Annotated in this window: 14 protein-coding genes and 1 tRNA gene; 10 read left to right on the plus strand and 5 right to left on the minus strand. The window is 73.6% G+C overall.

Features of this window, described 5'->3' with window-relative positions; all coding sequences use genetic code 11:
• Nucleotides 1-10: 10 nt before the first annotated feature.
• The 6 genes from recG to FHS87_RS20585 all read left to right on the plus strand — a co-directional run bounded on the left by recG (nt 11) and on the right by FHS87_RS20585 (nt 7,044).
• Complete coding sequence (recG, locus tag FHS87_RS20560; RefSeq protein ID WP_184521195.1) at nt 11-2,083, plus strand: ATP-dependent DNA helicase RecG; 2,073 nt, start codon at nt 11-13, stop codon at nt 2,081-2,083.
• A 101-nt stretch (nt 2,084-2,184) separates the two neighbouring features.
• The gene (locus FHS87_RS20565; RefSeq protein WP_312862060.1) at nt 2,185-2,910 is read left to right on the plus strand and encodes an ABC transporter ATP-binding protein; all 726 of its coding nucleotides are present in this window, start codon (nt 2,185-2,187) and stop codon (nt 2,908-2,910) included.
• On the plus strand, nt 2,910-3,641 hold the full coding sequence (locus tag FHS87_RS20570; protein ID WP_184521197.1) for an ABC transporter permease: 732 nt from the start codon (nt 2,910-2,912) through the stop codon (nt 3,639-3,641). The genes FHS87_RS20565 and FHS87_RS20570 overlap by 1 nt, the downstream gene beginning before the upstream one ends.
• A gap of 4 nt (nt 3,642-3,645) precedes the next feature.
• Entirely contained in the window at nt 3,646-5,583 is a 1,938-nt protein-coding gene (locus tag FHS87_RS20575) for a Gldg family protein (protein ID WP_184521198.1), read from the plus strand.
• 4 nt (nt 5,584-5,587) lie between these two features.
• A complete protein-coding gene (locus tag FHS87_RS20580; RefSeq protein WP_246418573.1) occupies nt 5,588-6,616 on the plus strand; it encodes a DUF4340 domain-containing protein in 1,029 nt (342 codons plus the stop codon).
• Nucleotides 6,613-7,044 (plus strand): NUDIX hydrolase, encoded by a 432-nt coding sequence (locus FHS87_RS20585; protein ID WP_246418574.1) that lies wholly within the window; start codon nt 6,613-6,615, stop codon nt 7,042-7,044. Before FHS87_RS20580 ends, FHS87_RS20585 begins: the two co-directional genes overlap by 4 nt.
• Before the next feature lie 12 nt (nt 7,045-7,056).
• Here the strand turns inward: FHS87_RS20585 and msrP are convergent, their stop codons facing one another.
• The 4 genes from msrP to FHS87_RS20605 form a co-directional block, all read right to left on the minus strand.
• Entirely contained in the window at nt 7,057-8,007 is a 951-nt protein-coding gene (msrP, locus tag FHS87_RS20590; protein ID WP_184521200.1) for a protein-methionine-sulfoxide reductase catalytic subunit MsrP, read from the minus strand.
• A 90-nt stretch (nt 8,008-8,097) separates the two neighbouring features.
• The gene (locus FHS87_RS20595) at nt 8,098-9,093 is read right to left on the minus strand and encodes a Bug family tripartite tricarboxylate transporter substrate binding protein (RefSeq protein ID WP_184521201.1); all 996 of its coding nucleotides are present in this window, start codon (nt 9,091-9,093) and stop codon (nt 8,098-8,100) included.
• 97 nt (nt 9,094-9,190) lie between these two features.
• Complete coding sequence (locus FHS87_RS20600) at nt 9,191-10,615, minus strand: glycosyltransferase family 39 protein (protein ID WP_184521202.1); 1,425 nt, start codon at nt 10,613-10,615, stop codon at nt 9,191-9,193.
• Nucleotides 10,615-11,745 carry a glycosyltransferase family 2 protein gene (locus FHS87_RS20605; protein WP_312862061.1) on the minus strand — a complete coding sequence of 377 codons (1,131 nt, stop codon included), beginning with the start codon at nt 11,743-11,745 and terminating at the stop codon, nt 10,615-10,617. Before FHS87_RS20605 ends, FHS87_RS20600 begins: the two co-directional genes overlap by 1 nt.
• A 141-nt stretch (nt 11,746-11,886) precedes the next feature.
• Here FHS87_RS20605 and FHS87_RS20610 point away from each other — a divergent pair, with 141 nt between their 5' ends.
• The 3 genes from FHS87_RS20610 (at nt 11,887) to FHS87_RS20620 (ending at nt 15,246) form a co-directional block, all read left to right on the plus strand.
• Complete coding sequence (locus tag FHS87_RS20610; protein WP_184521203.1) at nt 11,887-12,681, plus strand: sulfite exporter TauE/SafE family protein; 795 nt, start codon at nt 11,887-11,889, stop codon at nt 12,679-12,681.
• A gap of 87 nt (nt 12,682-12,768) precedes the next feature.
• Nucleotides 12,769-14,601 carry a chloride channel protein gene (locus FHS87_RS20615; protein WP_184521204.1) on the plus strand — a complete coding sequence of 611 codons (1,833 nt, stop codon included), beginning with the start codon at nt 12,769-12,771 and terminating at the stop codon, nt 14,599-14,601.
• A gap of 108 nt (nt 14,602-14,709) precedes the next feature.
• Complete coding sequence (locus FHS87_RS20620; RefSeq protein ID WP_184521205.1) at nt 14,710-15,246, plus strand: septal ring lytic transglycosylase RlpA family protein; 537 nt, start codon at nt 14,710-14,712, stop codon at nt 15,244-15,246.
• A gap of 25 nt (nt 15,247-15,271) precedes the next feature.
• Here FHS87_RS20620 and FHS87_RS20625 read toward each other — a convergent pair.
• Nucleotides 15,272-15,396, minus strand: a tRNA-Lys gene (locus FHS87_RS20625).
• Nucleotides 15,397-15,468: 72 nt separating this feature from the next.
• On the opposite strand from FHS87_RS20625, the gene FHS87_RS20630 reads away from it, so the two are divergent.
• Complete coding sequence (locus tag FHS87_RS20630) at nt 15,469-16,740, plus strand: tyrosine-type recombinase/integrase (RefSeq protein WP_184521206.1); 1,272 nt, start codon at nt 15,469-15,471, stop codon at nt 16,738-16,740.
• The last annotated feature ends 865 nt before the right edge of the window (nt 16,741-17,605 follow it).

Genomic DNA, 17,605 nt, shown 5'->3' on the forward strand with positions numbered 1-17,605 from the left:
AGCAGAGATCATGCCAGCCCAGTCCGAACACCTCCTCCCCCTGCTCGCCCCGGTCGAGAGCCTGCCCGAGGCCGCGGGGAAGGCGCGCCAGCTCGCCGATGCCGCGGGGCCGCGCGTGCTGGACCTGCTGTTCCACCTTCCCGAGCGCTACGTGGACCGCCGGCGGATCACCCGCCTGTCGGACGCCGCGGACGGGGATGTGGCGACGGTGCCCCTTCTCGTCGAGTCGGTCACCGCGCCCCGCAATCCCTCCCAGCCCTGGGTGGTGAAATGCCTGAGCGAGCGGGCAATGATCGACCTCGTCTACTTCCTCCGGGCCAAGTGGGTGGGGCCGTGGCTGCACCGCACCTTCCCCGAGGGGGCGGCGCGCACCGTCTCCGGCCGGGTGCGGCGCTATGGGCCGCGCTGGCAGATGGACGCGCCGGAATTCGTCTCCCCGCCCGATGCCATTCCAGCCATCCAGCCCGTCTGGCCGCTGGTGAAGGGGCTCGGGCCGAGGGATGTGGGCAAGGCCATGGCGGCGGCCCTGGCCAGGCTGCCCGGCCTGCCGGAATGGCAGGATCCCGCCCATCTCCGCCGCCGCTGGCCCGGCTTCGCCGAGGCGCTGCGGGCGCTCCAGGCCCCGGAGGCCCTGCCCGCCCCGGAGGCGACGGACCGCCTCGCCTATGACGAGCTGCTGGCCGGGCAGCTCGCCATCGGCCTCGTCCGCCGCGCCGTGCTGGAGCGGCCGGGGCGGTCCCTGGTGGGGGACGGCGCGCTGCGGGAGAGGGCGCTGGCCGCCTTCGGCCACGAGCCCACCCCCGCCCAGGCCGGGGCCCTCGCCGAGATCGACCGCGACCTCGCCGCCCCCCGCCGAATGCTGCGCCTGCTCCAGGGCGATGTCGGCAGCGGCAAGACGCTGGTGGCGCTGATGGCCATGCTGCGCGCCGTGGAGGCGGGGGCCCAGGCCGCCATCATGGCGCCGACCGAGATGCTGGCCCGCCAGCACCTCCGCACCTTCCAGCGCCTCGCGGGCGCGGCGGGGGTGGAATGCGCGCTGCTGGCGGGCAGCGTGAAAGGCAAGGAGCGGACCCGCGTGCTGCGCCGCCTGGCGGACGGCTCCCTGCCCCTCGTCGTCGGCACCCATGCGCTGTTCCAGGAAGGGGTGCAGTTCCGCGACCTCGCCCTAGTGGTGGTGGACGAGCAGCACCGCTTCGGTGTCGCCCAGCGACTCATGCTGACGGAGAAGGGCAGCGAGACGGATGTGCTGGTGATGACCGCCACCCCCATCCCGCGGACCCTCCTGCTGACGCAATGGGGGGAGATGGCCGTTTCCCGGCTGGAGGGCCGGCCGGCCGGGCGCAAGCCGATCGTCACCCGAATCGTCTCCCGCGACCGGCGGGACGAGGTGCTGGCCGCGCTCCGCCGCGCCTTCGCCAACGGGGACCGCGCCTACTGGGTGGTGCGCGCCATTGAGGAGGGCGAGGCGCATGACAACGTGGCCGCCGAGACCACCTTCGCCGGGCTGAAGGAGATCTTCGGGGACAAGGTCCGCCTCGCCCATGGCGCGCAGAGCCTGGAGGTGCGGGAGGCCGCGCTGGGCGACTTTGCCGCCGGCCGGGCGCAGCTCCTGGTGGCGACGACGGTGGTGGAGGTGGGCGTGGACGTGCCGGAGGCCACGATCATGATCATCGAGCAGGCCGAGCGCTTCGGCCTCTCGGCCCTCCACCAGCTCCGTGGCCGCGTCGGGCGAGGGAGCGCGCAGTCCTACTGCCTGCTGCTGCCCTCGGCCGAGCTGCTGGAGGGCGAGAAGCGGCGGCTCTCGGTGATCCGGGACACGGAGGACGGCTTCCTCATCGCCGATGCCGATCTCGACCAGCGCGGCGGGGGAGACGCGCTCGGCACCCGCCAGGCCGGGCAGATCGGGCGCCGCATCGCCGACCCCCAGCGCCATGGCGGGCTGGTGCGCGTGGCGCATCAGGAGGCGGAGCTGCTGCTGGAAAAGGACCCCGGCCTCCTGGCCACCGAGCGCGGGCGGGCGGCGCGGAACCTGCTGGCGATCTTCGACCACGATCCCAGCCTGAAGCCCCTCGCCGCGGGGTAGCTCACGGGGTCTTGCGCCCCTCCCCGGCCCGCCTTAACCCGACCGGCGCGGGGGCGCCCATGTCTTCGGTCGCGGCCCCTGCCCCTGGGGGAAGGCTTGCCGTGGACGCGCCGCATATCGAGATCGACCGCCTGACCAAGCGCTTCGGCGCCTTCACCGCCGTGGACGACATCTCCTTCACCGTCCGCGCCGGGGAGGTGCTGGGCTTCCTCGGCCCGAACGGCGCGGGCAAGTCCACCACGATGAAGATGCTGGCCGGCTTCGTGACCCCAACCGCCGGCACCGCCCGCATCATGGGCGAGGACGTGGTGGACCGGCCGGTCGCGGCCAAGCGCCATCTCGGCTTCCTGCCGGAAGGCGCGCCCACCTATCCCGAGATGACGGTGCAGGGCTTCCTCCGCTTCACCGCCCGCGCGCGCGGCTATCGCGGCACCGAGGCCGGGGACCGCGTGCACGACGCCATGCGCGCGACCCAGCTCGAGGAGGTGCGGCTCCAGCCGATCGAGACGCTGTCCAAGGGCTTCAAGCGCCGCGTCGGCCTGGCACAGGCGCTGCTGCACGACCCGCCCGTGCTGGTGCTGGACGAGCCGACCGACGGTCTCGACCCCAACCAGAAGCACGAGGTCCGCAACCTCATCCTCCGCATGGCGCCGAGCAAGGCGATGATCATCTCCACCCACATCCTCGAGGAGGTCGGCGCGGTCTGCACCCGCGCCATCGTCATCGCCCGCGGTCGCGTGGTGGCCGATGCGGCGCCGGCGGAGCTGGAGGCGCGGGGCGAGAACCTCGACGCCGTCTTCCGCGAGCTGACGCGGGAGGCCGCGTGATGGGCGGCGCGCTCACTGTCGCCCGGCGCGAGCTGGCCTCCTACTTCGCCACCCCGGTGGCCTATGTGTTCATCGTCATCTTCCTCGTGATGTCGGGTGCGCTGACCTTCACCGTCGGCGGCTTCTTCGCGCGCGGCACGGCGGACCTCCAGCCGTTCTTCGCCTTCGTGCCCTGGCTCTTCCTCTTCCTCGTTCCCGCCATCACCATGCGACTCTGGGCGGAGGAGCGGCGGCTCGGCACGATCGAGCTGCTGCTGACCCTGCCCATCCCGCAATGGGCGGCGGTGCTCGGCAAGTTTCTCGCGGCCTGGGCCTTCTGCGCGATCGCGCTGGCCCTTACCTTCCCGCTCGTCATCACCGTCAACCTGCTCGGAAACCCGGATAACGGCGTGATCGCCACGGGCTATCTCGGCTGCCTCATGGTGGCGGGCGCCTATCTCGCCATCGGCGCGGCCATCTCGGCGCTGACGAAGAACCAGGTGATCGCCTTCGTCCTCGCGGTGGCCGTCTGCTTCCTCTTCGCCGCCGCCGGCTCGCCCGTCGTGATCGAGTTCCTCAGCCGCAACACCCCCGTGCTGGCCGAGATCGCGCGCGGCCTCTCCGTCACCGACCGGCTGGCGGGCTTCTCGCGCGGGGTGATCGGGCTGCGCGACGTGATCTTCTTCGCCAGCTTCATCGGCGTCTGGCTCTTCGCCAACGCCGTCGCCATCGATCTTCGCAAGGCGGACTAATCCCGTGAGCGACACCACCGTCCCCCGGAGGCGCGGCCGCGGCCTCCTGCTCTCCCTCGGCGCGCTGCTGGCCGTGGCCGTCATCGCCGTCGGCGTGAACCTGCTGGCCGACCGCTTCCTCGCCTCCGCCCGCATCGACTTGACGGAGCAGCGCCTCTACACCCTCTCGGACGGCACGAAGCGCGAGATCGCGGGGCTGCGCGAGCCGATCACGCTGCGCCTCTTCTACTCCCGCCGCCTCGGCGCCGCCGTGCCCGTCTACGGCGCCTATGCCGACCGCGTGAGGGAGATGCTGCGGGAATACGTGCTGCTCTCCGGCGGCAAGATCCGGCTGGAGATCCTCGATCCTGAGCCCTTCTCCGAGACGGAGGACCGCGCGCTGGCCCTCGGCCTCCAGGCCGTGCCGCTCGATAACGCGGGGGAGCAGGTCTATTTCGGCCTCGCCGGCTCCAACCTGCTGGATGACGAGCGCACCATCCCCTTCTTCCAGCCGGACCGCGAGCGCTTCCTTGAGTACGACCTGACGCGGCTGGTGCACGAGCTGTCGAGCCCCGAGCGCCCCATCCTCGGCGTGCTATCCTCCCTGCCGCTGAACGGCGACCCCCGCGCGATGATGATGCGCGTCCCCGGCGCCGGGCAGCCCTTCCAGATCGTGACGCAGCTCCGCCAGTTCTTCACGCTGCGCGACATCGCGCCGGACGCGCAGCTCATCCCGCCAGATATCGCGGTGCTGATGGTCGCCCACGCGCAGGACCTGCCCCCCGCGGCCCTCTACGCCATCGACCAGTTCGTCATGCGCGGCGGGCGGCTGCTGGCGCTGGTGGACCCGCACAGCGAGAGCCAGGCCAGCCGCCCGGACCCGACGGGCCTCCCGCCCGCCTCCACCGCGTCGAGCCTCGACCGGCTGCTGAACGCATGGGGCGTCGAGGCGCCCTCGGACAAGGTGGTGGTGGACGCGCGCGGCGCCTGGCGCGTCCGCGCGGGTGGGGGGGACCGGGTGCAGGGCGTGGACTACATCGCCTGGTTCAACGCCCAGGGAGACAGCCTCTCCCGCGCGGACGTGGCCAGCGCGGAGCTATCCCAGGTCACCTTCGCCTCCGCCGGGGAGGTGAGGAAGCGCGAGGGCGCGGCGGTGGAGCTGACCCCGCTCGTCACCTCCTCCCCGCAATCGGCGCTGATCGACGCGGACCGCGTGCGGCAGTCGCCCGACCCCGCCCGCATCCTCTCGGAGTTCCGGCCGGACGGGGAGCGGCGGATCCTCCTCGCCCGGTTGCGCGGCACCCTCACCACCGCCTTCCCCGAGGGCCCGCCCGCCCCGCCGGAGGGCGCGGCGCGCGACCCCGCCCTGCCGCCGCATCTCGCCCGCACGAACGGCCCGGCGAACCTCGTGGTCGGCAACGACACCGACCTGCTGGAGGATCGCTTCTGGGTGCGGGTGCAGGACTTCTTCGGCCAGCAGGTCGCGACGCCGACGAGCGACAACGGCGCGCTCGTGACGAACCTCGCCGACACGCTGGCGGGCGGGGACAGCCTCATCTCCCTTCGCTCCCGCGGGGAGAGCCTGCGGCCCTTCACCCTGGTGGAAGAGATGCGCGCCGAGGCCGAAGCGCGCTACCGCCAGACCGAGCGGGGCCTGACCGAGCGTCTGCAGGCCACCGAGCGCCGGCTGCGCGAGCTGCGCGGGGGCACGGGGAGCGGCGCTGCCGCGGCCGGGACCGTCATCACCCCCGAGCAGCGCGCCGAGATCGACAGCGCCCGCGCCGAGATCCTCCGCACGCGCGGGGAGCTGCGCGCCGTCCAGCGCGAGCTGCGCCAGGGGATCGAGGGGCTGGAGACCTGGCTCCGCATCCTCAACATCGCGCTCGTCCCGGCGCTGGTGACGATGCTGGCCATCGGCCTCGCCGTGCTCCGCACCCGGCGCCGCGCCGCGGCCCGGGGGTGAGGCCATGCCGCTGAACAAGCGCCATCTCCTGGCCCTCGGTGGGGGCGCCGTCCTCGTTGCCGGGGCGGCCGCTCTCCTGCTTCCGCGCGAGGACGCCGCGCCGCCGCCCGCCGAAACCGCCCTTGCCTTCCCCGCCCTCGCCGGCCGCCTCGGCGCCGCCCAGCGGATCGAGCTGCGCCAGGGCGCGCAGGCGCTGACCCTCCAGCGCGGGCCCGGCGACGCCTGGCTGCTGCCGGAGAAGGGCGGCTATCCCGCGCGCGGCGAGCGGGTGCGCGAGCTTCTCGTCGCCCTCACCGAGCTTCGCCTGTCCGAGCGTCGCACCGCCGACCCCGCTGCGCTCTCCCGCCTCGGGCTGGACGAGCCGGGGCCGGGCTCCAATGCCGTGCTGCTGCGCGTGCTGGACGGGGCCGGGGCGCCGCTCGCCTCCCTCGTCATCGGCCACAGACGGACCCGCACGGCCGGAGGAGGCGTGGGGGGAGGTGCGGCTGCCATGGCGGAGAGCGCCTTCGTCCGCCGCCCCGGGGAGAGCCAGTCCTGGCTCGCCGAGGGCAGGCTGCCGGTGGATGCGGACCCGCAGCTCTGGATCGAGCGCGAGATCGCCAACCTGCCGGAGGAGCGCGTGCGCCGCGTCATCGGCGTGCGCGACGGCCGCACGGTGGAGCTGCTGCGGGAGGAGGGGCCGGACGGGCGGCTGCGCATCGTCCTCCCCGGGGACGCGCCGCCGGCCGACGAGATCTCCCTCGACGAGGTCGGCCGCGCGCTGGAGGGGCTGACCCTACTCGACGTCCGCGCGGAGAGCGGGGCGCCCGGCCAGCCCGCCGGGGAGGGCCGCTTCATCCTGACGGACAACCTCACCGTCACCGCCCGGCTGCGGCAGGAGAACGGCGCGGTCTGGATGACGCTCTCGGCGAGCGGGGACGAGGAGGCCGCGCGGCTGAACGCGCGCTGGCGCGGATGGGCCTATCAGGTCGGTGCCTGGAAGCTCCCGGCCTTCGCGCCGAGCCTCGACACGCTGCGGAAGCGGGAGGGTTGAGCGCCCGGGAATATCCCGACCGCCCCTGGGTCGGGATCGGCTGCCTCGCCTTCCGGGGAGAGGACGTGCTCCTCGTCCGCCGCCTCCGCCCGCCGCGCCAGGGGGAGTGGACCGTGCCCGGCGGCGCCCAGGCGCTCGGCGAGTCGGCCGAGGACTGCGCGCGGCGGGAGCTGCGGGAGGAGACCGGGATCGAGGTCGGCGCCCTCACCCTCGCCGCCTGCGTGGACATCGTGGAGCGCGACGCGGAGGGGCGGGTGCTCTTCCACTACACCATCGTGGACCTCGCCGGTCGCTGGCTCTCGGGCGAGCCGGTGGCCGGGGACGACGCGAGCGAGGCGTGCTTCTTCTCGCCGGCGGAGCTGCCGGGCCTCGGCCTGTGGCACGAGACCCTGCGCGTCATCGAGGAGGCACGGCGGCGGTTGGCCTAGCGGGCAACCGGCCTAGTACCAGATCCGCTGCCCCTCCATCCCGGAGTAGAGGGATGCCACGAACTCGCCATAGCCGTTGAAGAGCCGCGTCGGCACGCGCTCGTTGGAGCCGAGCAGCCGCTCGCTCGCCTGGCTCCAGCGGGGATGCGCGACCTCGGGGTTCACATTGCCCCAGAAGCCGTACTCGCTCGCCTGCAGCTTCTCCCAGTAGCCCACGGGCTTCTCGGCCTGGAAGGTGACGCGCACGATCGACTTCGGTGCCTTGAAGCCGAACTTCCAGGGCATGATCGCGCGGATGGGCGCGCCGCTCTGGGGCGGCAGGGGCTTGCCGTACATGCCGGTCGCGATGAAGGCCAGCTCGTTGCGGGCCTCCTCCACCGTGAATCCGTCGGAATAGGGCCAGGGATACCAGGACTGGCGCAGGCCGGGCATGGTGTCCCGCTGCGCCGCCGTCTCGAAGACGACGTACTTCGCCTCGGGCCTGGGGGCGGCCAGCCGCACCAGCTCGGCCATGGGGAAGCCGGTCCAGGGCACCGTCATGGCCCAGGCCTCCACGCAGCGGAAGCGCAGGACCCGTTCCTCCAGGCTGACCTGCTTCAGCAGGTCCTCCAGCCCGATCTCGCGGGGCTCCTCCACCAGCCCGTCGAAGCGGATCGACCAGGGGCTGACCTTCAGCTTCGAGGCCGCCGAGGCAACGCTCTTGGAGGAGCCGAACTCGTAGAAGTTGTTGTAGTTCGTCGCGTCCCGCTCCGGCGTCACCTCGCGGGCGGGCTGGTAGCGGGTGTTGCGCATGGCCGGCGCCGCCGCCTGGGCGAGCGCGCCCGAGGCGAACAGGCCGGGGGCGAGGACCGCGGAGGCGAGGGCCGCGCCCGCGCCCAGCGCCGCGCGCCGGCCCATCACCACCGCCTCGGGGGTCGCGGCGCTCTCGGGCAGTTCCCAGCCGCGGGGAACTCGGATCAGCATGGTGGCCTCCAGGGACGATGCGCATGACCTCGGGTGCCAGGCGCCAGGTTCAAGCCCGCAGCCCCGGTGGCGGGTCTCGGTCTCACCTCCTCACCGGCCCAGCCGCAGTCCCGCACGCTGCACCACGCCGCGGAACTTCGCCAGTTCCGCTTCGAGGAATGCGCGGGTCTCCTCCGGCGTGGTGGCGGGCGAGGGATCGACGCCGGCCGCGGCCAGCCGCTCGCGCACGGAGGGATCGGCCAGGGCCGCATTCGCCGCCGCGTTCAGGGTGGCGAGCACCGGGGCCGGCAGGCCGCGCGGGGCGAGGAGGACGTTCCAGGTCGTCACATCGAAGCCGGGCGCCACGGTCTCGGCCAGGGTCGGGATCTCGGGGAAGAGGGGGTGGCGGGCGGCCGAGGTCACGGCCAGCCCGCGCGAGAGCCCGTCACGCAGATGCGGCGCGCTGGAGGCGAGCACCTCCAGCGAATAGGCCACCTCCCCCTTCGCCAGCGCCTCCATCACGGCCGAGCCGCCGCGATAGGGCACGTGCTCCGCCTCCATCCCCCCGACGGAGATCTTAAGATACTCCCCCGTGAGGTGGCCGACCCCGCCCACGCCCGAGGTTGCCCAGGAAAGCGCCCCCGGCCTCTCCCGCACGGCCTCGATTAGGGCGCGGATGTCCCGCTGCGGCGCGGCGGCCGGGACCACCACCACGAGCGGCCCTCCCCCGATCACCGCGACCGGGGTGAAATCCGCCACGGGGTCGTAGGGCGTCTGGGCGGGCAGCGCCGCGGGGTTCGTCGCGTGGGAGGAGGCGGTGCCGACGAGGAGGGTGAACCCGTCCGCCGGGCGCTGGCGCACCCACTCGCTCCCAACGGCGCCCCCCGCCCCCGCCCGGTTCTCCACGATGATGCGCGCGGCGGGGCCGAGCCTCGGGCCCATGCGCTCGGCCAGCACGCGCGCCGCGATATCGGTCGAGCCGCCGGCGAGGAAGGGCACGGTCAGGGAGATTGGCCGGTCGGGCACCCAGGCCCCGGCGGAGCCCTGCGCCCGGGCCGGGCGGATGGCCGGGAGGGAAAGGGCGGCGAGCAAGGCGCGTCGGCGCATGGGCATGGTCCTCCGTCGCGGCCCTTCTGCCGCACCGGCGGGGCCTTCGCGCCAGTCTGGCAGCGCGGCCGTCCCGGCGGAAGCCGCGCGGCGCCGCTCAGCGCGGGCGGGGCAGGAGGGCGGCGGGCACCTCGCCCGGCGGCGTCTCCACCCGCAGGAGGCGGTAGCGCTCCGCCTCGATCCCCTGGCGGGAGCGGACGAGCTCGCCAAGCGGCACCGCGCCCGGCCAGAGCGAGGGCCCTTCGCCGCGGCGCAGGCTGCGGAGCATCAGCCCCGTCCCGCCCGGCGCGGGGCGCGGGAGGGTGAAGAGCGCCCAGCGATCGCCGATGGCCACCACCGGCACGCCGGGGGGCAGGTGCAGGGAGAGCTCGGCCGCCAGCCCGTACTCCTCGGCGGCGATGAAGGAGGCCCCCGCCCGGAGCCGGGCCGCCTCGGCCTCGGCCGCCAGCTCCGGCCAGCCCCCCAGCCGCGCGAGGGTCGGGTCCGCGCGGCGCGGCAGGGCGAGCGGCGCGGCGCCGGCCTGGATGAGGATGGCCGCGCTCATCACCCCTCCGAGAATCGCGCCCCCGCGCTGCCAGCCCCGGGCGGTGAAGCCCGCCGCCGCGATGCAGGCGGCGGGGTAGAGGATGGCGGGCCAGTTCCCCTGCACCCGGCTGCCGAGCGCCTGCCAGAGAAAGAGCAGCGCGGCGGGAAGGGTGATCGCGGCCAGCAGCCCCGCCCCGCCCTCCCGCCCACGTACCCAGGCGAGGGCCGCCGCCCCCGTGCCGATGACGCAGAGCACGAGGAGGATCGGCGATGCCAGGCCGAGCTGCCCGCCCAGCAACTCGGCGAGGTAGCGGATGCCAAGCCCCTCCCCGGCCGCCGCGCGCCCGCCCTGCTTGGCGAAGGAGGCCCAGCCATGGGCCGCGTTCCAGGCCACCACGGGGGAGAAGGCCGCCGCCGCCAGCGCCCCGCCCGCGTAGAGCCAGGGGCTACGCCACCAGCGGCGGGCCGAGGGTTCCGCCACCAGCCAGAGCACGAGCCCCGCACCGAGGAGCACCGCCGTGTACTTCGAGGCCAGCGCGAGGCCCGACAGGGCGCCGACGGCGAGCCACCACCGCCCGTTCCCCGTCGCGTGCAGCCGCGCCGCCGCCCAGAGGGCGAGGCACCAGAAGACGAAGAGCGGGGTGTCCGGCGTCATCAGCACCGCCCCCGCATTCGTCACGGGCATGGCGTTGAGCAGCAGCGCGGCCGGGCGGCCCGGGCGGAGCCGCGGCATCAGCGTGTCCCCCGCCGAGGCCAGGGCGAGGGAGGCGAGGGCCAGCCCGAGGGGCCCGAGGAGCCGGATCCCCAGCGCCCCATCCCCGGCCAGGGCCGTTCCCGCCCAGATCCAGAGCGCGACCATCGGGGGGTGGTCGAGATAGCCGCCCTGCAGGTCCCGCGCCCAGATCCAGTAATAGGCCTCGTCCGGCGTGAGGGGCAGCAGCGCCGCCGCGCCAAGGCGGAGCGCCGTGAGCGCGAGCAGGCCGAGGACCCAGGGCATCACCGGCTGCGCCAGACGAGGGTGGAGGAGATGGCGTAGTTCCACACCACCGTCAGCAGCGCACCCGCCGCCCCGGCCAGGCCCCAGCCCGCCACCCCTTCCTGCAGGAGAAGCCCGGCCACGCCCACATTCGCCGCCGCCCCGATGCCGCAGCCGAGGTAGAAGAGCAGCAGCCCCCGCGCGAGCCGCGCCCCGCGCAGCCTGAGATCGCGGTAGGTGATGCGGTTGTTGAGCAGGAAGTTCACCGTCATCGCCACGAAGGTGGCGGTCCACTGGGCCGCGGCGAAGCCGATGCCGGGGATCCCGGAGAGCAGGCCGAGCACGGCGAGGTGGACGAGGATGCCGACTGCGCCGACCCCGGCGAAGGCGACGAAGCGCCAGGGCAGCCACCCGCCCAGCGACTTGTCCATCAGCAGCCCGAGGAATTCGAGCAGCACCGTCGCGTCGAGCTTCGACTCGCCCGCGAGCCGGGGGCGGAAGCGGTAGGGCACCTCCGCCACGCGGAGCGGCCGCCCGGCCGAGAGCAGGAGGTCCACCAGGATCTTGAAGCCGCGGTTGGAGAGCCGGGGCAGGATCGCCTCGAACAGCTCCCGCCGCATGAGGAAAAAGCCGCTCATCGGGTCACCGACGGGAGTGGGAAGCAGCATGGCCGAGAGCCGCGCCCCCAGCCCGCTCACCCTTGCCCTGCCGGCCGAGAAGCCCGTCGCCGCCTCGCCGCCCTCCGCGTGGCGGCTACCCACCGCCACCTCGGCCCCGCCGCGCACGGCCTCCAGCATGGCCGGCAGGATCGTCTCGTCGTGCTGGAGGTCGCCGTCGATCACGGCGATGAGGGGCGCCGAGGAGGAGAGCGCGCCTTCCGTCACCGCCGAGGCGAGGCCACGGCGGCCGACGCGCCGGAGCGCTCGCACCCGGGGATCGCGCGCCGCGATCTCCCGCACCCGCTCCGCCGTGCCGTCGGGGCTGTTGTCGTCGACGAAGACCGCTTCCCAGGCGACTCCGCGCAGCGCCGCCTCCAGCCGCTCCACCATCGGGGCGACGTTCGCCGCCTCGTTGAAGCAGGGGATGATGACCGTCAGCTCGGCCGGCAGGGGCCGGGCGGCGGGGTCGGCGGGGTGTGTTGCGGCCGGCACGGCGGCGGCTTAGCCCGCGCCGCCCGGTGCCGAAAGAGGGGCGCCGAAAGAGGGGCACCGGAAGAGGGGCGCCCGGATAGGGACCCCCTTCCGGTCGCGGCCGGAACGGCGTAGCGGATCGGCCGCATCCGGAGCGCCCCCTTGCCCGACCTGTCCTCCATCGCGCCCTCCATCGCGGCGGATCTCCCCTCCCTCGGCGCGCTCGGGCCGGCCGTCGCGATCGTCGCCTTCTCCGCGGTTTTCCGGGGCTTCACCGGATTCGGCTTCGCCATCATCGCCGTGCCGCTGCTCAGCCTCGCCATGCCGCCGATCCTCGCCGTCTCCCTCTCGGCGGGGCTGCAGCTCCTGGGCGGGCTGATGGATGTCCGCTCGGCCTCGCGGCTGTGCCACTGGCCCTCGGTGCGCTGGCTCGCGGCGGGGGCGGTGGTCGCCTCGCCGCTCGGCACGCTGCTCCTCGCCCGGCTCTCGCCCGATCTCGCCCGGCTCTTCCTGGCCGCGGCCTGCGGGGCGGCGGTGATCGCCCTCGCCTCGGGATTCGGCTTCCGCGGCCTCGCCGGCCGGTGGGCGACGCTGGGGGCGGGGGTCCTCTCCGGCCTGTTCAACGGGCTGGCGGCCATGCCAGGGCCGCCCGCCCTCGCCTACTACCTCGCCATGCCGCTCCAGCCCGCGCAGGTGCGGTCCTCCCTCATGGTGTTCTTCCTCCTCTCCGCGGTGCTCTCGACGGGCAGCCTCGTCGCCGTCGGCGCCATCGGCCGCGCCGAGACGGTGCTGATCCTGGCGGGGCTGCCGCTGATGCTGGTCGGCTCGCGGATCGGCGCGGCGCTGTTCCGGCGCGCGGGCGGCGCGCATCGCGGGATCAGCCTCGCGACCCTCGCCCTCGTCGCGCTGCTGACGGCCGCGCGGGGGCTGAACGGGCTGCTCAGCACCGGACCGTGACCGGCCCAGGGGCCGCCGCGGCGTCTGCCGACCTTCCCAGGCCCGCTGGATCGTCGTAGCGCAACCGCTCCCCGGCGGAGGCCATGGATGTCGGACGACACCCTCCCGCAGCCCGTTCCCACCATTCCTGCCGCCCCGCTCCAGGGGGCGCCGCCCCTGCCTGCGCGCGCGGCCCGGAGCGCTGCCTCGGAGGCTCTCGCCCCGCTGCGCGCCTGGATCCGCGGGACGGAGCCGGGGCTGGTCGCGCTCGCCACCCTCATCGGCGTGGCGAGCGGGCTTCTCGCCTCCGCCATGGGAGAGCTGGCGCACGGGATGCAGGCGGTGCTGTTCGGCACGGGGGACGGGCACGGGCTGAGCGCCTTCCGCGTCGAGGACCCTCTCCGGCTCCTCCTGCTGCCGGCCCTGGGTGGGCTGCTGCTCGGGTTGCTGAACCTCGCCCTCAACCGCTGGCACCGCCGCAACCCGGTGGACCCGATCGAGGCGAACGCGCTGCATGGCGGCCGGATGGCGCTGCAGGACGGCGCGGTGGTGGCCGGGCAGAACCTCATCTCCAACGGCTTCGGCGCCTCCGTCGGGCTGGAGGCCGCCTACACGCAGGTGGCCGGCGGGGTGGCCTCGCGGTTGGGGATCCTCTGCGGGCTCCGGCGGGGGGACCTGCGCGTCCTGGTCGGCTGCGGCGCGGCAGGCGCCATCGCCGCCGCCTTCGACGCGCCGCTCACCGGCGCCTTCTACGCCTTCGAGCTGGTGATCGGGACCTACGCCATCGCCAGCCTTGCCCCGGTGGTGGCCAGCGCCGTCGCGGCCACCCTCGTCGTGCGGGGGCTGCACGGGCAGACCTATCTCGTCGAGCCCGGCGGCGTCGCCTCGCCGGGCTGGGAGGGCTACCCCGCCGCCCTCGCCCTCGGCATCCTCTGCGCGCTCGCCGCCATCGGGCTGATGCGCGGCGTCGGCATCATGGAGGGGCTGGTCCGGCGCGCGGTGCCCTGGGCCTGCCTCCGCCCCGCCTTCGGAGGGCTCGTGGTGGGGGTGCTGGCCCTCCTCTCGCCCGGCGTGCTCTCGGCCGGGCACGGCGCGCTGCACATCGCCTTCAACACGGAGGGGCCGGCGCGGGCGGCGCTGCTGCTCCTGCTGCTGAAGGCGCTGGCCTCGGCCATCTCGATCGGGGCGGGGTTCCGCGGCGGGCTGTTCTTCGCCTCCCTCCTGCTCGGCGCCCTGCTCGGGAAGGTCTTGGCCTCGAGCCTCGTCGTGCTCGGCCTGCCGCTGATGGACGCGCTCTTCCTCGCCGTGGTGGGGATGAGCGCCTTCGGGACCGCCGTGATCGGCGCCCCGCTGGCCATGACCTTCCTGGCGCTGGAGACCACGGGGAGCTTCCCCGTCGCGGGCGCCGTGCTGACGGCGGTGGCCGTCTCGGGCATCGCGGTGCGGCGGCTCTTCGGCTACTCCTTCGCCACCTGGCGCTTCCACCTGCGCGGCGAGGCGATCCGCTCCGCGCATGACGTGGGCTGGCTGCGGGAGCTGACGGTGGGGCGGATGATGCGCCGCGATGTCCGCACCGTGCGGGCCGACACGCGCCTGACCGCCTTCCGCCGCGACTTCCCCCTCGGCTCCACCGAGCGCGTGATCGTTCTCGACGAGGCCGGGCTCTATGCCGGGATGGTGCTCGTCGCCGACGCCCATGCCGCGGAGCTCGAGGCGGAGACGGTAGCCGCCCTGCTGCGGCAGCGGGACCGCGCGCTGCTGCCCGCCATGAACGCCAGGGAGGCCATGGCCGTCTTCGACGCTGCCGAGGCGGAGGCCCTGCCCGTGATCGACAGCCTTGAGGGCCGGAGGGTGCTGGGCATGCTCACCGCCGGCCACGTCCTCCGCCGCTACGGCGAGGAGCTGGACAAGCGGCGCCAGGAGGAGGTCGGGGTGTCCTGAGCCCTCCCGGCTCGCGGCGGAATTGATCGCGACCCTGCCGCGCCGGGGTGGTGGGCGGGTGGCCCTGCCCCCAGATGCCGCGCCTACCACGGCGATGAGGTGAACGGCTTGAAGGGTTGGAGGATCGCGCTGCTCTGCACGGCGCTCGGTTTCGGTCTGGTCGATGCGGGGGCCGCCGTGGCGCGCGCGGCGCATCAGCGGGAAGGGCATCACCGCGCGGAGAGGCAAGTTGCGAGGCAGCACCACGCCCGCCCGGCCACCCCGCGCCACACCCCGCCGAAGCGAACCCGCCACGCGGCCGGGGTGCAGCACGGGCACGCCTCGATCTACGCCTCCAGCCTCGCGGGCCGGCGCATGGCCGACGGAACCCGGTTCAACCCCCATGCCGCGACGGTGGCGAGCCGCACCCTCCCCCTCGGCAGCCGGGCGCGGGTGACGAATCTGAAGAACGGGCGGAGCGTGACGGTGCGAGTGACGGATCGCGGGCCGCGTCCGCGGAGGCGCATCCTCGATGTCAGCCCGGGCGTGGCCGGGCAGCTGGGAATGGGGAGGACAGGAACGGCGCCCGTCTCCGTCCTGCCCCTGCCCTCCGTGACCGGCCGGGCAGAGGCGGCGACCCCGCCCCGGGGCGGCCGGCGCGGCTGAGGGAACCGGCTCGGGAAGAATGGATTGGTGCGCCCGCTGGGGCTCGAACCCAGGACCCCAAGATTAAAAGTCTGCGCTAGGGTGTCCCGGCGATGCCATCGGAAGCACTCGGAAGGCATCAGAAGCCCATAAATACAGACACACGGGAGCAGGACCCCAAGTCCCCTTACGCCTCCTCCCATCTCGCGCCATCATATGGCTGCTTCCGGAGTGCTTCCGACGATGGCCACCCCCATTCGCTTCACCAAGCCCTTGCTGACCCGCCTCACCTGCCCTGCGGGGAAGGCCGAGGTGTTCTTCTGGGACGATGCGCTGCCGGGCTTCGGCGTTCGCGCCTATGCCTCCGGGCGCCGCCTGTGGATCGCGCAGTACCGGGACGGCGCTGGCCGCACGCGCCGCGCTACCCTCGGGGATCTCCGCACCGTCGAGCTGGACGAAGCGCGGACGGCCGCGCGCCAACTGCTGAGCAAGGTGGAGTTGGGCGCCGACCCGCAAGCGGAGCGTCGGGCCGCGCGGAAGGCCGTGCGAGTGAGTGCCCTGGTGGAGGCCTATCTGACGGACGCGGAGGGCCGCCTGAGGCTTGGCACTTTCGAGGGAGTAAAGCGGCACCTCCGGGTCCACGCGAAGCCCCTGCACCACGCCGCCGCTTCTCAGCTGGGCCGGGCGGAAATCGTCCGGGTCGTGTCCGCTGTGGCGAAGGGCAGTGGTCCGGTGGCGGCGAACCGCTTCCGCGCTGCCTTGTCGGCTATGTGGACGTGGGGCCTCACCACGGGGTTCCTGGATGGGCGGGAAAACCCGGTGGCCCTCGTCCCCAAGCCTGCCGCCGAGACCCCGCGGGAGCGCGTCCTGACAGACGCGGAGCTGGCGTTGGTGTGGCATGCCACCGAGGGCGTGCACGACTACGGGCGCGTCGTGCGGCTGCTGCTGCTAACCGGCGCGCGGCGGGAGGAAGTCGGCGGCCTCGCGTGGGGCGAGATTGAGGGTGGGGTGTGGATGCTGCCCCGTGCCCGATCGAAGAATGGGCTACCGCATGAGGTGCCGCTTGGGCCGCTGGCGATGGCGCAGTTGCCTGAAAAGCGCGAGGGGCGGGATCTCGTGTTCGGGACTGGCGAAGGCGGGTTTTCGGGCTGGTCGAAGTGCAAGGCGGCGATGGATGTGCGCATCGCTGCGGCTCGTGCCAAGGCCTTTGCTGCGGCGCACGGCCGGGTACCCAAACCTGACGAGGTGCCGCCAATGGTGTGGACCCTCCACGACTTGCGCCGCACCTTCGCCACCGGGGTCAGTGAGAAGGGCATCGAGCCGCACATCGTCGAGGCCGTGCTGAACCATGCTTCTGGCGCTGCGAGGCGCGGCGTGGCGGGCACCTACAATCGGGCGGCCTACCGCGAACCGAAGCGCGCGGCCCTGGCGCTTTGGGAGGCGCATGTGCGCGAGGTGGTCGGATTGCCGGCGCGGGTGGCGGGGAATGTCGCGCCGATGCAAAGGGCCAGCTGATGGAGCGGCGTCCCGGCACTGGTCGCTACCGGTATGTACCGCAGCCCGCATCGCCGGATGCGCAGATGATCGCGGCGGCACGAGCCCCCAGGTTTCAAGCGGCCGTCACAGATGCGAGCACCGACTCGGAGGGCAAGCTAGGACTTCTCATCTTAGTTCTCGAGCGAGCGCTCGCGGCGAAGCAGGCGGACGCGAGGATCAAGCCTTCCCGCGGACGCCGGCCAGAGTTGGAACGAGCGCTCGCGGCGGCTCACTGGTTGCTCCGGAGGAGGATAGCCCTGTCGGACGTGCCCGGCAGCCTGTGCGTTGGAGGACTGCAATCACGCTTCCTGCCCGCATGGGCGCGCCTGCAGAGAGGCGCCGCGGCTGGAAGGAAGGAGGTTCCGCCAGAGACTGCCCGCGCATTGGCGTCGAGCTTGGTTGGCTTCGGCGAAACGTACCACCCCTGATTCTAGTTTTTGTATCAATCCGCCTCTCTCGCGCATCGGTTCAACTGCCCGCCCCAGCAATCAGGAGGCGACATTGGACCAGACCACTCAGAGCAGTAGCGCGAGCGAGGGACCGCCAAAGCGGAAGGGGCGCCCGCTCGATGATAGCCTGAAGCGCCACTGTGTTCTGACCACACCGCAAGCTTCGGAGCTGACGACGATCAGCATTCCCGCCTTGGAGCGTCACCGGAAGGCCGGCACCGGCCCTCGGTACATTCGCCTGGGCGCGCGCCGCGTCGGCTACCGCCTGGACGACCTAGGGTCAGGACCCATTAATTAGGGCTAGCGGCTGATCTGAATAGCTGATTCCCTGGTGGCCGGAGGTGCTGCCATGGCTGACCTTTTCTGGCTGACGAGGGCGCAGGTCCGGAGGATCG

The organism is Muricoccus pecuniae (assembly GCF_014199205.1).
GTDB classification, from domain to species: domain Bacteria; phylum Pseudomonadota; class Alphaproteobacteria; order Acetobacterales; family Acetobacteraceae; genus Roseomonas; species Roseomonas pecuniae.